The sequence below is a fragment of the Pseudomonas sp. 14A genome (assembly GCF_018132745.1).
Classification (GTDB): domain Bacteria; phylum Pseudomonadota; class Gammaproteobacteria; order Pseudomonadales; family Pseudomonadaceae; genus Aquipseudomonas; species Aquipseudomonas mercuritolerans.
The window spans coordinates 364,079-380,851 of the sequence record NZ_JAGRQJ010000014.1; the positions used below are offsets into that span (position 1 = coordinate 364,079).

A 16,773-nucleotide genomic window follows, 5' to 3' on the forward strand; every position below is an offset into this window, starting at 1 on the left:
TTCGCCTGATGCACATCATCAACGCCCGCCTGCGCAACCAGGAAGGCCTGCACGAATTGCACCTTGAAGACGGCCTGATCCACAGCATCGCCCGTCAGACCGAAGCGCCGACCCTCGGCCCGGATGACCTCGATGCCGGCGGCAATCTGGTGGTGCCGCCCTTCGTCGAGCCGCACATCCACCTCGACGCCACCCTCACCGCCGGCGAGCCGCGCTGGAACATGAGCGGTACGTTGTTCGAGGGCATCGAATGCTGGGGCGAGCGCAAAGTCACCATCACCGAAGAAGACACCAAGACCCGTGCCAAGAAGACCATTCAGGCCTTGGCCGCCCACGGCATTCAGCACGTGCGCACCCACGTCGACGTCACCGACCCGCAACTCACCGCGCTCAAGGCCATGCTCGAAGTGCGCGAGGAAAGCCGTCACCTGATTGACCTGCAAATCGTCGCGTTCCCGCAGGAAGGCATCGAGTCGTTCCGCAACGGGCGCGAGCTGATGGAAGAGGCGATCCGCATGGGCGCCGACGTGGTCGGCGGCATTCCGCATTTCGAGTACACCCGCGATCAGGGCGTCAGCTCGGTGAAGTTTCTGATGGACCTGGCCGAGCGCACCGGCTGCCTGGTCGACGTGCACTGCGACGAGACTGACGATCCGCATTCACGTTTCCTCGAAGTGCTTGCCGAAGAAGCGCGCAGCCGCGACATGGGCGCCCGCGTCACCGCCAGCCACACCACGGCGATGGGCTCTTATGACAACGCCTACTGCGCCAAACTGTTCCGCCTGCTCGGCCATTCCGGGATCAGCTTTGTTTCCTGCCCGACCGAAAGCATTCACCTGCAAGGGCGCTTCGACAACTTCCCGAAACGCCGGGGCGTGACCCGCGTCAATGAACTGCTCGAAGCTGGCATGAACGTGTGTTTCGGTCAGGACTCGATCGTCGATCCGTGGTATCCGCTGGGCAATGGCAACATCCTGCGCGTGCTCGAAGCCGGCCTGCACATCTGCCACATGCTCGGTTATCGCAACCTGCAAAGTGCGCTGGATCTGGTCACCGACAACAGCGCTAAAGCCATGCACCTGGGCGAGCGTTACGGACTGGAACAGGGCCGCCCGGCGAACCTGCTGATTCTATCGGCGGACAGCGACTACGAAGTGATCCGCAGCCAGGGCCTGCCGCTGTATTCGATTCGCGGCGGCAAGGTGTTGATGAAGCGGCAGATGCCGGTGGTGGAGTTCAGTTGAGAAGTACGCTGAACGTGATGGGCCGAGAGCAAAACCTGTGGGAGCGAGCCTGCTCGCGAAAGCGCCATGCCAGGCGCCTCGATGTTGGATGTGCCGACCTCTTCGCGAGCAGGCTCGCTCTCACAGAAGATCCCAGCGATGGCGTCGGCCGAATCAAGCGATCAACCGCGCCGTGCCAAACAATCTGACGCGCAGCAACTCCCCTTCCGAAACCTCAAGCAAAACCGGTGCGGTGCCACCCGGCATGACCACCCGCACCTCCCCTGCCTCGACCCAACCCACCCGCCACGCAGCACACGCGACCGCACTGGCGCTGGTGCCCGAAGATGCGGTCGGTCCTTCGCCGCGCTCGAATACCCGGGCGAGGACTTGCTGCGGCGACACCAGCGCGGCCCATTGCAGATTGACGCCGGTCGGGCAGGGATTGCCGGCACCGTTGGGCATGGCATAGGCGATCGCTGTAAGCCGTTGGTTCAGGGTGGGTTCACGCATCTGTTCATTGCTCGGCAGAGCGGCCGCATCACTGAGCAGCGTCACGCAATGCGGATTGCCGATGCGGACGAATTGGCTGTGTGCCCAGTCAGGATCGAGTTCCGCCAGGGGCTGGACATGGCTGACGTCGCGATTGTTGAACTGAACGTTTTCAACCGTCTGCGCACCCACAGCCTCCGGGCCGAATCCGGGCTGGCCGAGGTCGAGCCAGAAGCCGCGCACGCCTTCGACTTCGACCGGTGTCACCGCGGTTTCCAGCGCTTCGCCCTTGTCATAATGAACGCGCAACACTGCGCCCTGCTCCGCCATCAAGCCTTGCTCGGTCAATGCCTGAGAAAAAATCGTCAGGCCGTTACCGCTGCGCTCGGCGAGGCTGCCGTCGGTGTTGACGATCAGCACATCGAACGGCGCAGATGCCTGGAACGGGCCGATCAGCAGGCCGTCACTGCGGTGGGGTTTGCTGTTGGCCGGGTGTTGGCCTTCGGGCCAGTGACAGCACAAAGCGATGGCTGCCTCGCTCCATTGCTGCCTGGATACGGCGCACTCTGCGGCCCTCGCTGGCAAAGCGATTCCGGCCTCGCGCAAGGCTTGGGGCGAAACCACTCCGTAGATATTGCCGCGTGCGTCGTAGAACTTCGTCATGCCTTGTTCCCGTATTCCATGCTGGCGAAAATCCGACTGTAAACCGCAAACCAGTGTGGGAGCGAGCCTGCTCGCGAAGGCGGTGGGTCAGTCGACATTTCCATATTTGACCCACCGCTTTCGCGAGCAGGCTCGCTCCCACAGGGTAGGATGTTCACCGTTATGCCCCGAAAGGCCTGAGATCGAACCTCAACGCCGTCAGAATGTCACTCGGGATGCAGTTGTTTTTTTGCCAAGGATCGATATGACCAGCCTCAACCCCCAAGACACCTTCGTCCCCGGACGCCTGGAACAGATGTCCACGCGCGTTGCCTTTTTCATTGCCGGCCTCGGCATCGCCGCCTGGGCGCCGCTGGTGCCGTATGCCAAGGCGCGGGCCGGGCTGGATGAGGGCACGCTGGGATTACTGCTGCTGTGCCTGGGTGTCGGCTCGATTCTGGCGATGCCGCTGGCGGGGATTCTCGCCACGCGTTTTGGTTGCCGACGTGTGGCCACCGGCGGCACCTTGCTGATCTGCGCGGCATTGCCCCTGCTGGCGACGGTGTCGTCGATCCCGGCGCTGATCGCCACGCTGTTCATGTTCGGCGCCGGTCTCGGCACGGTGGATTCGACGGTGAACCTGCAAGCAGTGATCGTCGAGCGCGCCAGCGGCAAGCACATGATGTCGGGTTTCCACGGCCTGTTCAGCCTCGGCGGCATTGTCGGTGCGGCGGGCGTCAGTGCCCTGCTCGGCCTCGGGCTGACACCGCTGGCAGCGATGCTGGTCGTCGTCGTGTTGCTGATCGGCGCCTTGCTCAAGTGCGTGCCGCACATGTTGCCGTACGGCAGCGAAAGCTCCGGCCCGGCGTTCGCCATTCCCCATGGCATCGTGCTGTTTATCGGCGGCATGTGCTTTATCGTGTTCCTCACCGAAGGCGCCGCGCTGGACTGGAGCGCTGTGTTCCTCGCTCAGGAACGGGGGATCGACACGGCTTACGCGGGAATGGGTTACGCAGCGTTTGCCCTGACCATGACCGTCGGCCGTCTGCTCGGTGACCGCATCGTGCGTAAGCTCGGTGCGACACGGATCATTCTGTTCGGCGGGCTGTTGGCGGCGGCGGGGTTGTTTCTCGCCACCTTCGCGCCGAGCTGGCAAGCGGCGCTGGTCGGGTATGCGCTGGTCGGCGCCGGTTGTTCGAACATCGTGCCGGTGCTGTACACGGCGGTGGGCAAGCAGACGGTGATGCCGGAAAGCATCGCGGTGCCGGCGATTACCACGCTGGGTTATGCCGGGATTCTCGCCGGGCCGGCGGTGATCGGTTTTGTCGCCCATGCCAGCAGCTTGAGTTTTGCCTTTGGCCTGATGGCGGTGTTGCTGGTGGCGGTGGCGATTGGCGGCAAAGTCCTCAAGGTCTAAAGCAAAAGATCGCAGCCTTCGGCAGCTCCTACATGGATTTGCGTTCCCCTGTAGGAGCTGCCGAAGGCTGCGATCTTTTGATCTTGTGTTTTAGAAACCGACGCTGGCCTGCACGAAGAACGTGCGCGGTGCGCCGACATACATCCCCGAGTTGTTGTCGCTGGAGCGGGTGAAGTATTGCTTGTCGAAGACGTTCTTCACCCCGGCACCGAGCTTGAGGTTCGACACCTGCGGACCAAAGTCATAACCGCCGCGCACGTTCCAGGTCACGTAACCCGGGATGTCGCCGTACTGCCCGTCCGCGGTGCCTTCAGTGATGTAGTTGCCATTGAAGCTGCCATCCGCATTCACACCGGTGCCCGGCGAACGCTGTTTCGATTGGGCGAAGCCATCGATGTTGTACGTCCAGCGGTTGATCTCGTAACGCAAACCGACCGTCGCAACCTGCCGCGAATAGAACGGCAGATCGCGGCCCTTGAAGCCGGGGATCTCGCCTTCATAGGTGGCGCGGGTGTAGGTGAACCCGGCATTGGCGGTCAAACCATCGAGGCGCGGATCTAGGGCCGCCATGTCGTAGTGCGCCGAGGCTTCAATGCCCTGGTGTTTGGTCGCGCCGAGGTTGGTCCAGCCGACGTCGTTGCTGATGTATTGCAGTTCGTCATCGAAGTCGATGTAGAACAGCGTCACCTCGCCGCCCCAGACATCATCGTTGTAACGCGTGCCGATCTCGTAGGTCTTGGCCTTTTCCGGCTCCAGACCGTTGGCGGTGCTGTCACCCGAACCGCCCTGGCCGAGCTGGAAATATTGCAGGCTGCCGAACGAAGTTTCGTAGTTGGCGAACAGTTTCCAGGCATCGGAGAGGTGATACATCACGCTCAGCGCCGGCAGCGGTTCGTTGCTTTCGATGCTGCGGTTTTTCTCCGGTACCGGCCGGCCAGCGGTGTCGAGCACGGCGCGGTCGTGCCAATCGGTGCTGATGTGTTCGAAGCGAATGCCTGGGGTGATGGTCCAGTTGCCGACGTCGATCTTGTTGTCGACATACACCGAATTGGCCTCGGTGCCACCGGTGCGATCCTGGAATACGTGGCCGTCAGAGGTCGGCGTGACTACTGGCTGGTTGTTGACCAGCGCCAGACGACTCGACTCTTCGTGCATCGCCTCTTTCAGATAGCGATAACCGACGCTGACTTCCTGCGTGGTCGGGCCGACATCGAACACCCGCGAAACCCGTGGCTCGATGCCGAGGGTGTAATAGGAACGCGGGTACGAGCTGAGGGTGCGCTGATCGCGCGCAGCGATGGTACTGCCGCGAAAGCTGTCGGTGTAGTAGGTGAGGATTTCCGCCTGAGTGCGCTCGTCGATCTGGCGAATCCACTTGAACGAAACGTCCTTGCGCCGGCCTGTGAACTGATCGTAGTCACGCACCGATTCGTAAGGCTTGTCGTCGTACTGACGCTGGGTCAGGCCGCCGGGCATGTCGGCACTGGCGTCGTAATAGTGGAAGTTGAGGCTGAAGTCGTCCTGATCGGTCGGCGCCCAGTGCGTCTTGAGCAGCACGTCGTCGATGTCGTTGCCGTTGTTGCGCTCGCGATAGCCGTGGCCGTTGACGCCGGAGTACAGCAGCGCGACGCCCATGCCGTTGTCGGCGGTGCCACCGAGGAATGCGGTGTCGATGTGTTTCCAGCCGCCGTACTGCGTCGTTTCCAGGGTGGTGCCGATTTCGCCGGTGGTTTTCTCCGGGATCGCGCGGGTCACGAAGTTGATCACTCCGCCGACGTTCTGTGGCCCGTAACGCACGGAACCGGCGCCGCGCACGACGTCGATGCTGTCGAGGTTGCCCGAGGAGATCGGCGCCATCGACAACTGCGGCTGGCCGTATGGCGCGAACGCCGCTGGCACGCCATCGATCAGTACGGTCGAGCGTGGCGACAGGCGCGAAGTCAGACCGCGTACGCCGACGTTGAGGGAAATATCACTGCCGCCGGTGCCATTGGAGTCCTGCACCTGCACGCCAGGCACGCGTTTGAGCACGTCGCTGACGTTCATCGCGCCCTGCTCGACCATCGCTTCGCGGCGAATCACCGTGCGCGCGCCGGGGTGGTTCTGCACCACCGCCGCGTCGGCGTCACCGAGCCAGTCGCCGACCACTTTGATGTCGGTCACGCCGAGCTCCAGCGGGCCGTTGCTGGCTGCGGAGGTGGCGGCTGGAGCGAGCGTCACCGAGCCTTCATTGATCTGATAATCGAGACCGCTGCCCTGCAACAGCTGCCGCAAAGCCTGCTCTGGCGAAAGGTCGCCGTCGACCGCTGGCGCCTGTTTGCCGGCCACCAGTTCGGGGCTGAAAAACACCTGCAGCGAGGTTTGCTGGCCCAGCTCGCTCAAGGCCTGGCCCAGCGGTTGCGCGCGGATATGAATGGCTTCAGCGGCAAACGCCAACGGCATCGCGGCACTGACCGCCAGCGCCATGGCCAGTGGCAACCAAGGGGATTTTTTATTGTGGATTGTGGTGATGTTCACGTCGTACGCAGTCCTGTGGATCGCAAGAGTGTGCAGCTGTTAATGCAAACCAGTTGCAGTTGAACAGGAAGACGATGAACTGGAAAAAAACCTGAATGCTATCTGGAAATTATTTCCTGACTGCCATCGGCCAAGGTGCGAATGGACACTGGCAGGATGCCCGGCAAGGCTTTGAGCAAGGCGTCGGTGTCGTCGGACTTGAACACGCTGGTCAGGCGCAGGCTGGCCACGTTCGGCTGGGATACGGTCAGCGGTTTGTCGCGATAGCGCGATACTTCCGCCGCTACTTCGCCGAGGCTGGCGTTGTTGAACACCAGTTTGCCGTTGCGCCATGCGGTCAGCTGCGCCGGGTTGACCGCGTAGGCCGGCAGGACTTTGCCCTTGGCATCGACCGCAGTGCCGAGGCCTGCGGTGAGGTTGATGAATTCGTTGTCCGGGGCAGCACTTCCCTGCACCTTCACCGTGCCCTGCTCCACCGCAACGCGGGTCTGCGTGGCATCGCGGCGCACATCGAAACGCGTACCGGTGACTGTGACCTTGCCGCTGCCGGCCTCGACCACGAACGGACGCGAGGCGTCGTGTTCAACGCTGAACATCGCCTCGCCCGCGCTCAATTCGATCAGCCGTCGATCCTTCTCATAACGCACCTGCAAGCGGCTGCGACTGTTCAGATCGATCACCGAACCATCCGGCAACGCTACATGCTTGCGCTCGCCCAACGCCGTGGCGAACTCGGCGCGGTAACCGCCCGGATGATTCAGCCCGCTGAACAGGCCAAGTCCCAGCGCCACGGCCAGAACACTCGCGGCCACGGCGTAACGCAGCAACGGCCGGCGTTCGCGGCGAGGTGGCGGAGTTTCGGCAAGCGCCTTGAGGCGAGAAGTCGGCAGCAGATCAGCCGCGGTCCACAAGCCTTGCAGCAACTGGAATTCTTCGCGGTGCTGCGGATGCTCGTTCAGCCAGGCCTCGAAGCCTTGGCGTTGCTCGACGCTGACATCCGGCTCCTGCAGACGCACGAACCAGGCCGCCGCTTCGTCACGCACCGCCGTTTGCCCACAGGCGCAATCACCCGTTTCCATCATGGAATGTCCTGTCCGGCTGAGAATGAAAAGACGCGAGCGCTCATGATTGCAACCCATCCAGCCGCTCACGCAAATGCCGCAGGGTGCGGATCATATACTTTTCGACCATGTTCCTGGACAGCCCCAGGCGTTCGGCAATTTCTGCCTGAGTCAGGCCTTCGATCTTCTGCCAGACAAAAATCTTGCGGCAGTTGAGCGGCAATTCGGCAAGCGCGCGTTCGATGGAGTCGGCCAACTGGATCGCGCGCATGTAATGCTCCGGGTCGCCCGCTGACGACGCAGTGTCCTCGACCGCCTCCGACTCCATGGCGCCGCGCCGATCCTCACGCCGATACCCATCAACCGCGATGTTGCGCGCGGTCTGGTGCAAATACGCACGCGGCTGCTGCACCGCCGCCGAATCCGCCTCGAGCACCCGCACAAAGGTGTCGTGCGCCAGATCCTCGGCGTGCGCGCGATTGCGCAGGCGCCGAGTCCAGGTGCCGATCAACTCTTCGTAATGCTCGAAAAAGCCGGATCTGCGGGAGCGCATGGGGGATGGGCGGCGTGTGAGAAAGGGGCGTGAATAGTAATGCTTCGTATTAATACAAAGCAAATGCACGCTGTGATGGTGTTCTTGATGCGCAAGGTGCAACCACCGACGACGCCGAGCTCCGATGGGCATTGAACAGGTCCCTGTGGGAGCGAGCCTGCTCGCGAATGCGGTATGTCAGCAACGATGATGGTGACTGACACGTCGCCTTCGCGAGCAGGCTCGCTCCCACAAGGGAATAGCGTGAGTGTTTCAGGCCTGCGGCAGCTTACGGAAGCCCACCGCCAGGCGATTCCAGCCGTTGATGGTGTTGATCGCAACGGTCAGGTCAACCAGCTCCTTTGGCGAGAATTGCGCAGCGACGACTTCATAGTCTTCGTCCGGCGCGTGGGTCAGGCTCAGTTGTGTCAGCGACTCGGTCCACAGCAGCGCTGCACGTTCACGCTCGCTGAAGAACGGCGCTTCGCGCCAGGCCGTCACGGCGAACAGGCGACGCGGCGTTTCGCCGTCCTTGATCGCGTCGGCGGTGTGCATGTCGATGCAGAATGCGCAGCCGTTGATCTGCGATGCGCGCAGCTTGACCAGTTCGATCAGGCTCTTTTCCAGCGGCAGTTTCGAGACAGCATTTTCCAGCGCCATCATCGCTTTCAGGGCATCAGGGGAAGCGGTGTAGAAATCGGCACGAGGTTGCATGGTGGGCTCCGGGGTAGCGATTGAATGTGTGGCTACGTTAGTCCCCGGGGGTGGTTCGGCAAATAGCCAATATTGCAGAAGAACGGTAGGCCACTTGGCGCAGCGACTGACCGCTCGTCACTCGACGGGCACCAAGGTTTCAGTGCGCAAGACCAATATCAGGTAATCCCCTTTATCAGGAGACGTACCATGATGACGCGCAAACTCACTTCGTTATTGTTGGCCGGCCTGCTCGCCACGGCATCCGCCGCCAGCTTCGCGGCCAATGACAGCACCGATGCGACGGGCACCAAGTCCGGCGGCGCCAGCAGCTCGACCATGCCGCCAGACAACACCCCGGGCTCGCCATCGGGCGGCACTGGTTCTGGCGGAACCAATAACGGCACCGGCACCGGTACTGGCTCGGGGATGGGCACCGGCACGGGCACCAATGGCGGCGCCAGTGGCTCGGGTTCCGGCGCGGGTGGCGGCACCGGCTCGGCCGGCGGCGGCACGGGTGGTGCGGGCGGTGGCACCGGCGGCTGAACGAACAAGAGCCATCCCAGATAGTCCTGCTTACATCAGGACCCAATGTGGGAGCGAGCCTGCTCGCGAAAGCGGTCTGTCAGCCAAGCTTGATGCAAGCTGACACACCGATTCGCGAGCAGGCTCGCTCCCACTTCTGATTTCTGTTGATTGAAAGAATCAGCGATCCGACCGCATCAGTTCGGCAAAACCTTCTTCCGACGCATACACCGCCGCGCGATTGCGTCCGGCATTTTTCGCCTGATACAACGCCGCGTCCGCGCGCTGGATAAACACCTGCGGGCTGTCGTTGCCGTTGGGAATAAATGAATAACAGCCCAGGCTCACCGTGAGATAACCGGTCGGCGAGCCGCTGTGAATGATGTGCTTGTCGATCACGCTGCGGCGTATCTGTCCGGCAATCGCCAGCGCCCCATTGATATCGGTGTCCGGCAGCAGCACGGCAAACTCTTCCCCACCGTAACGCACTGCCAGATCCGACTTGCGCTGGCAGCAGGTCTTCACCACTTGCGCCACCTGCGCCAGGCATTGATCGCCGGCGACATGACCATAAGCGTCGTTGTAGCGCTTGAAGAAATCGATATCGAGCATGATCAGGCTCACCGGGCTGACCTGCCGCGCGCCCCGGGCAAACTCAATATCCAGCGAGCGCTCGAACAAGCGCCGGTTGGCCAACCCGGTAAGGCTGTCGTGGGTGGCAATCTGTTCCAGCGCCAGTTGCGCCTTGCGCAGGTTTTTCTCGATACGCTCGCCGTCGCGCACCTGATGAATGAACACCCAGCCGAACAGGCCAATCCCGAGGATCACCAGCGCGACAATCACGCTGGACTGAAAGGCGCGGTCATACCAGCCCTGCAGAATCGTGTCTTGCGACGTCGCAGCAGAGACCACCAGCGGATACGAGGCGAGCTGTCGATAGCCATACAAGCGGGTCACGCCGTCGACCACGGAATTGAGCATCGCGGTGCCAGCGTTAGCGTTCGGCAGCAGGGTTTGGTAGATCTCGCCGTGGGCCACCGAGGTGTTGATCAGCGACTCATCAAAGGGCCGTCGCGCCAGCAAGGTGCCGTCGGTCAGCGCCAGAAACATGATGCCGCTGTCATCGAGGCTGAAGCTTTTGAAGAACTGATCGAAGTAGGACATGCGGATACCGGCCATCAGCACGCCCTGAAAGTTGCCGAGTTGATCGTTCACGCGTCTGGAAATCGGAATAATCCACTCGCCGTTTTCGCGGCTGCGAATCGCCGGGCCGATGTGCGCAACGGTGGAAGCATTCTGCTGATGGAACCTGAAATATTCGCGATCGGCCACGCCGTTGCCACGGGGCAGATCGGCGAACGAGGTGATGACCCACTGTCCCTCGCGATCGAACAGAAAGATGCCGTGCAACTGGTCAAGTTGCTGCGCGCGGCGGGCGAAAATCCGCTGTAACCGGGGCCGCTGCGCCGCCCCGTAACCATCGTCCTGAATCCAGTCGACCAGGCTGGTCATCACCAGATCCGCCGCCCGCACGGTGTCCTCGGCCTGCTGCGCCATGGCTCGGGTCAGGTTGCCGGAGGCCATTTTCGCCACCGCCAGATCCTGACGCCGCGACTGTTCCAGTTGCAGGTACAGCAGACCGCACAGGCACAGGCTCACCGCAACGATAAACAGCACCGCCGCTTTGCGAAGCGGCAACCGTTTGAGCGTGCCGGGGGCCTGATGCGGATCGTGAATGGGGATTGGCAAAAGCATGTCCTGGGCAGGTACGACAGGGGCGCGAGCCCGAAACCCTTGTATGTGTGAGCGTAGCCCACCGGGATGTACCGGGCAAACGCCCGCCTCCCGCCCAGTTATCGGCGCGTCGCGAGTTTGGATGATCGCTTTTCGTCGATTTATTTACGACTGCTTCTTTACGGTTAATCAGTTGTGCAGGGCCAGCCGCCGCATCGCGCTGGTCAGGTGCGCGCGAGCACTTTGCGCATCGCCTTCACGCATTTGTGCATAGGCGCGCTGCGCAATCGCATGAGGCACCGGTTTCAATTCACGTTGGGTTGCCATCGCCAGCAGCTGCACCTGCGCGGCGCGCTCCAGGTAATACAGATCGTCCCAGGCTTCGGCGATGGTCGGCGCAGCGACAATCACCCCGTGGTTTTTCAGAAAGAGAATGTCGGCGTCGCCCATGACGCTGGCGATGCGGTCGCCTTCGGATGCGTCCAGTGCGAGGCCGTTGTAATCCTCGTCCACCGCTGTGCGCCCGTAAAACTTCAGCGCAGTCTGCCCCAGCCACAGCAGCGGCGGGCCTTGCAGCAGGCACAACGCGGTGGCGTGCGGCATGTGCGTGTGGAACGCGACTTTTACCCGTGGCAGTTGTTTGTGCAGGCGCGCGTGGATGTAGAACGCGGTCGCCTCGGGCTCGCCTTCGCCAGCGACCACGTTGCCGGCAAAGTCACAGACCAACAGATTCTGCGCGGTCACTTCCGAAAAAGCGTAGCCGTATGGATTGACCAGAAACAGATCATCATGCCCCGGTAGCATCGCCGAAAAATGATTGCAGATGCCCTCCTCCAGACCCTGCAGCGCGGCCAGTTGAAAGCACGCAGCGAGTTCGTTGCGAGCAGTGATGATCGCCTCGGTTTCCAGGTTCAACGTTGCGCTGGGTCTGGCTTTGCCAGTGCCGCTCAAGATATGAGCCATGGCAATTCTCCTTAGGTCCAGCCGAGAGATTTGAACAGCGGCAGCACTCGGTCGAGGCTGGGCAGAATCGCGTCGGGCCGATAGTCCGGCAACAACTGACGCCCGGTGCCGCGATCGATCCACACGCAACGAAAGCCCATGTCCCGCGCCGCCGTGTGATCGAGCATGGGGCTGGCGCAGATGTGCACCACCTCATCGCGGGTCACGCCCAATTGCTCATGAGCGTAGTCGAACAGCCGTGGCGCCGGTTTGTAGGCACCAGCCTGTTGCGCGGTGATCACCCGGTCGATATGGCCGCCGAGTTGCGCGACGTTGCCGGCAATGATGTCGTCGTCGGTGTTGGAGACGATGCACAGCTTGAAGCCCATGGCTTTGAGCTGCGCGAGGGTGTCGACCACTTCGGCAAATGGCGGCATGTTCGGGATGGCTGTCGCCAGGCGTTGAATGTCCTCGGGCTGGCTCGGCAAGCTCAATTCTTCCAACGCCAGTTGCAGGCCGAGGGTGCCGAGTTCGCGAAAGGAACGGTGCGGCGGTGTTTGTTCGAGACGATGCTCGTGACGGTCGTAGACTTCGATCAACTTAGTGGCGTCAACTGCGTGCTGGCCCTTGTCGCTGAGTATTTTCTCGACCACGGCTTTCAGGCCTTCATCCCAGTGGATCAGCGTGCCGTAGCAATCGAAGGTCAGCCAGTGCGGGCGTGGCGTGTTGTTCAAGGTCATCGGTCGATTCCTCCAGAGTGAGGACTTCAGCTTATGAGCGCGCGGTGATAGTGTGAAATTAAATAAACACTCGATAGTCATTCGCAAATCAACTATCAGGAATGCTGCCATGCTGGATCTCGAATTGCTGAAAACCTTTGTCTGCGTGGTCGACGAAGGCAGCTTTACCCGCGCTGCCGAACGTGTGCATCGCACGCAATCGACGGTCAGCCAGCAGGTGCGCAAACTCGAAGATCTGGTCGGCCACCCGCTACTCCTGCGCGACCGCAGCGGAGTGAACGTCGCGGTCACCGAACACGGCGAACTGCTGATCCACTATGCGCGCCGGTTACTGGCGCTGTCCGCCGAAGCCACGCAAGCGCTGGCCAGCGACGTCGATCTGGAAGTGCTGCGCATCGGCATGCCGGAAGACTTCGACGCCCGGCGCATGGCGCTGATCCTCGCCGGTTTTACCCGCAACCATCCGCAAGCGCGCCTGGAAACCATCAGCGGCATGAGCCTCGACCTGCGCCAACGCCTCGACGCCGGCGACATCGACATTGCCCTGATCAAACGCGAACCCGACAGCGGCCCGGCATGGGCCACCTGGCCGGAACGACTGGTGTGGGTCAAAGGCACCGAATTGGACACCTCCAGCGGTGTGCTGCCGCTGGCGCTGTTTCCGCAGGGCTGCCTGTATCGACAACGGGCGATTCGCCTGCTCGATGTAGCGCAGCGACCGTGGCGAGTGGCGTTCGGCAGCCACAGCCTGACCGGGATTCAAGCGGCGGTAGCGTCTGGGTTGGGGGTTTCGGTGCTGCCGGTTTCGGCGGTATTGCCAGAGCATGAGGTGTGTACGGATCTGCCGGAGTTGGCGCCGACGGAACTTGCGCTGGTCAGCCGCGAGGGAGTGTTGAGCGGGTTGCAGCGGGGGCTGGTGGAGTTTTTGCGTGGGGAATTGGGGGTGGATGCGGGGGGATTTGCCTGAATCCCCCGCGGGGGGTTATTCGGGTTTGTTGATTTCCCGGAGCAGGTCGGCGGTGGGGATGTTCATGGTGTTTGAGTAGTAGGTTTTGTAGCCAAAGGCAGTGACAAATAGTTTGCAGGGAATCTGGCTTTTGTTGGAGAGAAGGTTGTTTAGCTCCGTTGTAGACAGGTGACGTTCTGAACTACGGCTGCTGGAGGTTTCAACGAGAAACGCGCTGGTGAGATAAGAAAATTTCCCTCCGTTTAGCGGTTCCCCGTCAGACTCAATCAAACCTACCGCGGAAAACTGCATCGCTTTCTCAATGGAGAAATCATGATCGTCCCCCAACGCACACGTCAGAAAACCTGCAATCATCCCTTCTCCCTGTCCTTTATCAAACAGGTTCAGGACATCCACATCCGATTGGTATCGGATGTCATATAAAAGCGTCCTCTCTCGTTTCACGGACACGAAACTCAAGTTTGCAGCAGGCTTTGAATGGTCTTTTGCACATCCGGAGCAAACAATGAGCAATACGCAGATGATCAATCTGGACATCAAGAAAACTCCTTCATGATCGCGGCCATCAACAAATCGCTCGCCGAATTGCCACCGGAAATAGGCGCAACAAACAGCTCTAGCGCGTTTGCATGACTGGTATCGACGTTTACGTTCAAAGAAGGCCCACAAGAAACAATCCACTTCTCACCAAAGTCAGCTACGCCATCTGATGAATTTCTATTGGTAGGTGTCGCTTTGATGTTGATCCATTCGACAGCGACTGGGTCAGGTCGCTGGCGATATATGTCTGAGCCGATCCAGACAAGAGCACCTTCGCCAACCGGATCCAAAGTAATCAGCATCTGCATTCTGTATCCCCAATCCGACATGAGTTTCGTCAGATGCGCACCGTTCCATCCACCGAGGCTATGTCCGACGATGTATATAGGGCAACTCTTGTACGGAATCAGGCTAAGAACATATCGCTGGATGTCTTGCTTCCCTCTGACTTCGTTATAACCCAGCCACTCTGAGCGATATCTACCTTCGGCGCTCAGCGACTCATTGCGTTTATCAAATGCAGCCCGGGCGGCCAAAATGTTTCCATAAGGCCCAGAAAAGTAATAACTCTCCTTATCCCCAGCCCCTCCAATAAAAAGCACGATCGCCTTGGTACTTTCCACCGGCACAGGCTTGGCGCTGACATCCTTCTTGTCGGTCAGCGTATGCTCCTTGTGCAGCTTGTAAGTATTGCCCTTCGCGCACGTTACCGTCTCAGCCGTCATTGCCTCACTCCTCCAGAAACAGCTTGATGGTTTCAGGCAGGTGCGAACTGACTTCATGGGTAAATCCGGAGGCATCAGACACGCCATGTTCCATGCGTCCGTCGGCGCGCTGGATCATGTAGGGATGGTTGGGCATCGGTTCACCGGTCACATCGTTGACCAGTTTCAGCTTGTCGGTGAAGTGCACCGGCATCGGCAGCAGACCACTGAAAGGCGCCGCGACTACGGTGTCGCCAATGATCACCGTGCCTGAACCGCCGATGACGACATTGCCGTGGCCACCGGTGCTGTCCAGCATCGCCGCGTTCAAGCCATTGATGAACACGGTGCCAGATACAGCGCCGCTGATCGCACTGCCGCAAGCGGACTTGTCGGTCATGCGCGCAGCCGCCAGTCCATCAAAATTGACATTCGGCGAGCCGCTGACGATCGGGTTGGTGCCGTGTCCCGGCAACGGGCAGGCGGTGGGGTCGGTGACGCGGGCAGCGGGTTTTCCGCTTATGAACAGCTCCTTGCAATGTGTCGTGCAGATCCTTTGAGGCGCGCAGCATGCGCGAATTTGCCCTCCCCTTCAAATCCTCAGGCCAAAAAAACAGGCGCTCACGGGAGCGCCTGTTTTCCCTGGCTCATTACGGATGGTTCACCGTACCGGCGGCACCCGAATATCCCCCGCCCGGCACTGCGTCTTCACCCCTTTGCCACACGCGCCGAACTGCAAATCCTTGTCCATGCACACCCGCACTTCCGACAGCTGCGGGCCGCTGCAAACCACCGCAATTCCGTCTTCGGGAATACCCGGATTGGCCTTGCGAAACAGATCGACAATCTCCTGCGCTTCGAAGTAGTACGACGTCGAGCCGAACGGCTGTAACGCCTGCGGAATCTTCACCGCGCCGAGGGCCTGATCGGACTTGTCCAGATAGCCCTCCGCGCCAAGACCGCTGCAGGTACCGTGCTTGGACCATTCGTGATCAAGAAGTTTTTTCGTCGGGTACATCGTCAGGCCCTTGCTGGTTTCTGCCGCCGATAGCCTGGTCAGCGGCGGGCAGGATTCTGGCCAGCCGCCCTTGGCGTATTGCGGCCACAAACCGTGCAGGACAAAACCGTAACCGTTGCCGGTGCACTGCGCGTCGTCCTTGTGCGTCAGACAAAAAGTCGGCGACCAGGAAAGCGCCAGCAGGTAGTAGTCGAACACCCCCGCCACCGATTCCGCCTGCGCTTTGTTCGACGCCGGCTGACGCGCCGAACTCATGCCGATGCTACCGGCCGTCAGCGCGATCAGCGCCAGAATTGTAAACAGCTTTTTCATTAACCCGTTCCTTGGGACGCCTGCGTCCGTGGTTTTCGTTGTTGGCCAGACCTGGCCAGTGCTGATTTCGACACGCTTGTATTGCAAGCGCATGACGCAAGGCAAGGCCCTGCGCCGTGCGAAGGTCTACGCTGAACAGGCAGACATCCAACAAGGGAACCGACATGAGTAAAGCAGACGAACTCGCCGCCAGACTCAAGCAGACACGGCATACCCAGGCTGATGCGGCGCTGGAAATCGATTGCTGGCCTGCTCAGGTGTACGACTTGTACCACCGCATCGAAGCCTGGCTACAGCCAGTCACCGAAGTAGGACTGAAGATTCGGCGAAATCCTACGCACGTTTGCGAAACTTCGCCGGATGGTGAAAGCCATGACTACGCCATCGACCAGTTGGTGATCGAAGCGAACAATCACAGTCTGATTTTCGATCCGATTGCGCGGTTTACCGAGGACGGTTGCGGACGTGTCGAGATCAAGGTGCCGGGGCGTGATCAGTCGTTGCTGCGCACGGTTGACGAGCATGGCGAAAGCCATTGGTGGTTGCAGACTATCGAGACCGGCCAGGAGCTGGATGCGATCGCGCTGACGGAAAACAATCTGCTGCAGGTGGTGCAGCAAGGGTTAAGCCTGTAAGCCGCCCGGGTTAACTGACAAAACTGTAATGTTTGCCTCAGCCAACTGAAAGCCGGGGCTGGCTAGTCTCTCTGTCATG

At 60.8% G+C, this 16,773-nt stretch carries 17 protein-coding genes; 5 read left to right on the forward strand and 12 right to left on the reverse strand.

What is annotated here, in order from left to right; all coding sequences use genetic code 11:
* Window positions 1-8 precede the first annotated feature (8 nt).
* Window positions 9-1,244, forward strand: coding sequence for a cytosine deaminase (gene codA, locus PS14A_RS16335; protein WP_071172997.1), 1,236 nt, complete (start codon window positions 9-11; stop codon window positions 1,242-1,244).
* 153 nt (window positions 1,245-1,397) lie between these two features.
* Here the strand turns inward: codA and PS14A_RS16340 are convergent, their stop codons facing one another.
* Entirely contained in the window at window positions 1,398-2,378 is a 981-nt protein-coding gene (locus tag PS14A_RS16340) for a diaminopimelate epimerase (RefSeq protein ID WP_212616749.1), read from the reverse strand.
* A gap of 244 nt (window positions 2,379-2,622) precedes the next feature.
* Here PS14A_RS16340 and PS14A_RS16345 point away from each other — a divergent pair, with 244 nt between their 5' ends.
* Window positions 2,623-3,774 (forward strand): MFS transporter, encoded by a 1,152-nt coding sequence (locus PS14A_RS16345; protein WP_042609095.1) that lies wholly within the window; start codon window positions 2,623-2,625, stop codon window positions 3,772-3,774.
* A gap of 90 nt (window positions 3,775-3,864) precedes the next feature.
* Here PS14A_RS16345 and PS14A_RS16350 read toward each other — a convergent pair whose 3' ends face one another.
* The 4 genes from PS14A_RS16350 to PS14A_RS16365 all read right to left on the reverse strand — a co-directional run bounded on the left by PS14A_RS16350 (window position 3,865) and on the right by PS14A_RS16365 (window position 8,598).
* The gene (locus tag PS14A_RS16350; protein WP_212616796.1) at window positions 3,865-6,240 is read right to left on the reverse strand and encodes a TonB-dependent receptor; all 2,376 of its coding nucleotides are present in this window, start codon (window positions 6,238-6,240) and stop codon (window positions 3,865-3,867) included.
* Between the two features lie 149 nt (window positions 6,241-6,389).
* A complete protein-coding gene (locus PS14A_RS16355; protein WP_212616750.1) occupies window positions 6,390-7,373 on the reverse strand; it encodes a FecR family protein in 984 nt (327 codons plus the stop codon).
* 40 nt (window positions 7,374-7,413) lie between these two features.
* Window positions 7,414-7,905, reverse strand: coding sequence for a sigma-70 family RNA polymerase sigma factor (locus PS14A_RS16360; RefSeq protein ID WP_212616751.1), 492 nt, complete (start codon window positions 7,903-7,905; stop codon window positions 7,414-7,416).
* A gap of 252 nt (window positions 7,906-8,157) precedes the next feature.
* Window positions 8,158-8,598 (reverse strand): carboxymuconolactone decarboxylase family protein, encoded by a 441-nt coding sequence (locus PS14A_RS16365; protein WP_212616752.1) that lies wholly within the window; start codon window positions 8,596-8,598, stop codon window positions 8,158-8,160.
* 189 nt (window positions 8,599-8,787) lie between these two features.
* On the opposite strand from PS14A_RS16365, the gene PS14A_RS16370 reads away from it, so the two are divergent.
* Complete coding sequence (locus PS14A_RS16370) at window positions 8,788-9,123, forward strand: hypothetical protein (RefSeq protein WP_212616753.1); 336 nt, start codon at window positions 8,788-8,790, stop codon at window positions 9,121-9,123.
* A 159-nt stretch (window positions 9,124-9,282) separates the two neighbouring features.
* Here the strand turns inward: PS14A_RS16370 and PS14A_RS16375 are convergent, their stop codons facing one another.
* The 3 genes from PS14A_RS16375 to PS14A_RS16385 all read right to left on the reverse strand — a co-directional run bounded on the left by PS14A_RS16375 (window position 9,283) and on the right by PS14A_RS16385 (window position 12,518).
* The gene (locus tag PS14A_RS16375) at window positions 9,283-10,851 is read right to left on the reverse strand and encodes a sensor domain-containing diguanylate cyclase (protein WP_212616754.1); all 1,569 of its coding nucleotides are present in this window, start codon (window positions 10,849-10,851) and stop codon (window positions 9,283-9,285) included.
* Window positions 10,852-11,025: 174 nt separating this feature from the next.
* Window positions 11,026-11,799, reverse strand: a complete 774-nt coding sequence (locus PS14A_RS16380) for an aldolase (RefSeq protein WP_212616755.1) — start codon at window positions 11,797-11,799, stop codon at window positions 11,026-11,028.
* An 11-nt stretch (window positions 11,800-11,810) separates the two neighbouring features.
* Window positions 11,811-12,518 carry a haloacid dehalogenase type II gene (locus PS14A_RS16385; protein WP_212616756.1) on the reverse strand — a complete coding sequence of 236 codons (708 nt, stop codon included), beginning with the start codon at window positions 12,516-12,518 and terminating at the stop codon, window positions 11,811-11,813.
* 109 nt (window positions 12,519-12,627) lie between these two features.
* Here PS14A_RS16385 and PS14A_RS16390 point away from each other — a divergent pair, with 109 nt between their 5' ends.
* A complete protein-coding gene (locus PS14A_RS16390) occupies window positions 12,628-13,485 on the forward strand; it encodes a LysR substrate-binding domain-containing protein (RefSeq protein WP_212616757.1) in 858 nt (285 codons plus the stop codon).
* A 15-nt stretch (window positions 13,486-13,500) separates the two neighbouring features.
* On the opposite strand, the gene PS14A_RS16395 is transcribed toward PS14A_RS16390, so the two are convergent.
* The 4 genes from PS14A_RS16395 to PS14A_RS16410 all read right to left on the reverse strand — a co-directional run bounded on the left by PS14A_RS16395 (window position 13,501) and on the right by PS14A_RS16410 (window position 16,059).
* Window positions 13,501-14,022, reverse strand: coding sequence for a hypothetical protein (locus PS14A_RS16395; protein ID WP_178083624.1), 522 nt, complete (start codon window positions 14,020-14,022; stop codon window positions 13,501-13,503).
* Window positions 14,022-14,750 carry an alpha/beta hydrolase gene (locus PS14A_RS16400; protein ID WP_130909818.1) on the reverse strand — a complete coding sequence of 243 codons (729 nt, stop codon included), beginning with the start codon at window positions 14,748-14,750 and terminating at the stop codon, window positions 14,022-14,024. Before PS14A_RS16400 ends, PS14A_RS16395 begins: the two co-directional genes overlap by 1 nt.
* Window positions 14,751-14,754: 4 nt before the next feature.
* On the reverse strand, window positions 14,755-15,282 hold the full coding sequence (locus PS14A_RS16405) for a PAAR domain-containing protein (RefSeq protein ID WP_349251722.1): 528 nt from the start codon (window positions 15,280-15,282) through the stop codon (window positions 14,755-14,757).
* Window positions 15,283-15,390: 108 nt separating this feature from the next.
* Entirely contained in the window at window positions 15,391-16,059 is a 669-nt protein-coding gene (locus PS14A_RS16410) for a ribonuclease T2 (RefSeq protein ID WP_122508339.1), read from the reverse strand.
* A 164-nt stretch (window positions 16,060-16,223) separates the two neighbouring features.
* Here PS14A_RS16410 and PS14A_RS16415 point away from each other — a divergent pair, with 164 nt between their 5' ends.
* Window positions 16,224-16,694 carry a hypothetical protein gene (locus PS14A_RS16415; protein ID WP_137214694.1) on the forward strand — a complete coding sequence of 157 codons (471 nt, stop codon included), beginning with the start codon at window positions 16,224-16,226 and terminating at the stop codon, window positions 16,692-16,694.
* Window positions 16,695-16,773 lie beyond the last annotated feature (79 nt).

Bases quoted from the DNA above. Each gene is read 5' to 3' on its own strand.
- PS14A_RS16395 (WP_178083624.1), bottom strand. From the start codon at position 14,022: ATGTCCAGATTGATCATCTGCGTATTGCTCATTGTTTGCTCCGGATGT.
- PS14A_RS16365 (WP_212616752.1), bottom strand. From the start codon at position 8,598: ATGCAACCTCGTGCCGATTTCTACACCGCTTCCCCTGATGCCCTGAAA.
- PS14A_RS16350 (WP_212616796.1), bottom strand. From the start codon at position 6,240: ATGGCGCTGGCGGTCAGTGCCGCGATGCCGTTGGCGTTTGCCGCTGAA.
- codA (WP_071172997.1), top strand. From the start codon at position 9: ATGCACATCATCAACGCCCGCCTGCGCAACCAGGAAGGCCTGCACGAA.
- PS14A_RS16380 (WP_212616755.1), bottom strand. From the start codon at position 11,799: ATGGCTCATATCTTGAGCGGCACTGGCAAAGCCAGACCCAGCGCAACG.
- PS14A_RS16390 (WP_212616757.1), top strand. From the start codon at position 12,628: ATGCTGGATCTCGAATTGCTGAAAACCTTTGTCTGCGTGGTCGACGAA.
- PS14A_RS16370 (WP_212616753.1), top strand. From the start codon at position 8,788: ATGATGACGCGCAAACTCACTTCGTTATTGTTGGCCGGCCTGCTCGCC.
- PS14A_RS16400 (WP_130909818.1), bottom strand. From the start codon at position 14,750: ATGACGGCTGAGACGGTAACGTGCGCGAAGGGCAATACTTACAAGCTG.
- PS14A_RS16385 (WP_212616756.1), bottom strand. From the start codon at position 12,518: ATGACCTTGAACAACACGCCACGCCCGCACTGGCTGACCTTCGATTGC.
- PS14A_RS16340 (WP_212616749.1), bottom strand. From the start codon at position 2,378: ATGACGAAGTTCTACGACGCACGCGGCAATATCTACGGAGTGGTTTCG.
- PS14A_RS16415 (WP_137214694.1), top strand. From the start codon at position 16,224: ATGAGTAAAGCAGACGAACTCGCCGCCAGACTCAAGCAGACACGGCAT.
- PS14A_RS16345 (WP_042609095.1), top strand. From the start codon at position 2,623: ATGACCAGCCTCAACCCCCAAGACACCTTCGTCCCCGGACGCCTGGAA.
- PS14A_RS16410 (WP_122508339.1), bottom strand. From the start codon at position 16,059: ATGAAAAAGCTGTTTACAATTCTGGCGCTGATCGCGCTGACGGCCGGT.
- PS14A_RS16360 (WP_212616751.1), bottom strand. From the start codon at position 7,905: ATGCGCTCCCGCAGATCCGGCTTTTTCGAGCATTACGAAGAGTTGATC.
- PS14A_RS16355 (WP_212616750.1), bottom strand. From the start codon at position 7,373: ATGATGGAAACGGGTGATTGCGCCTGTGGGCAAACGGCGGTGCGTGAC.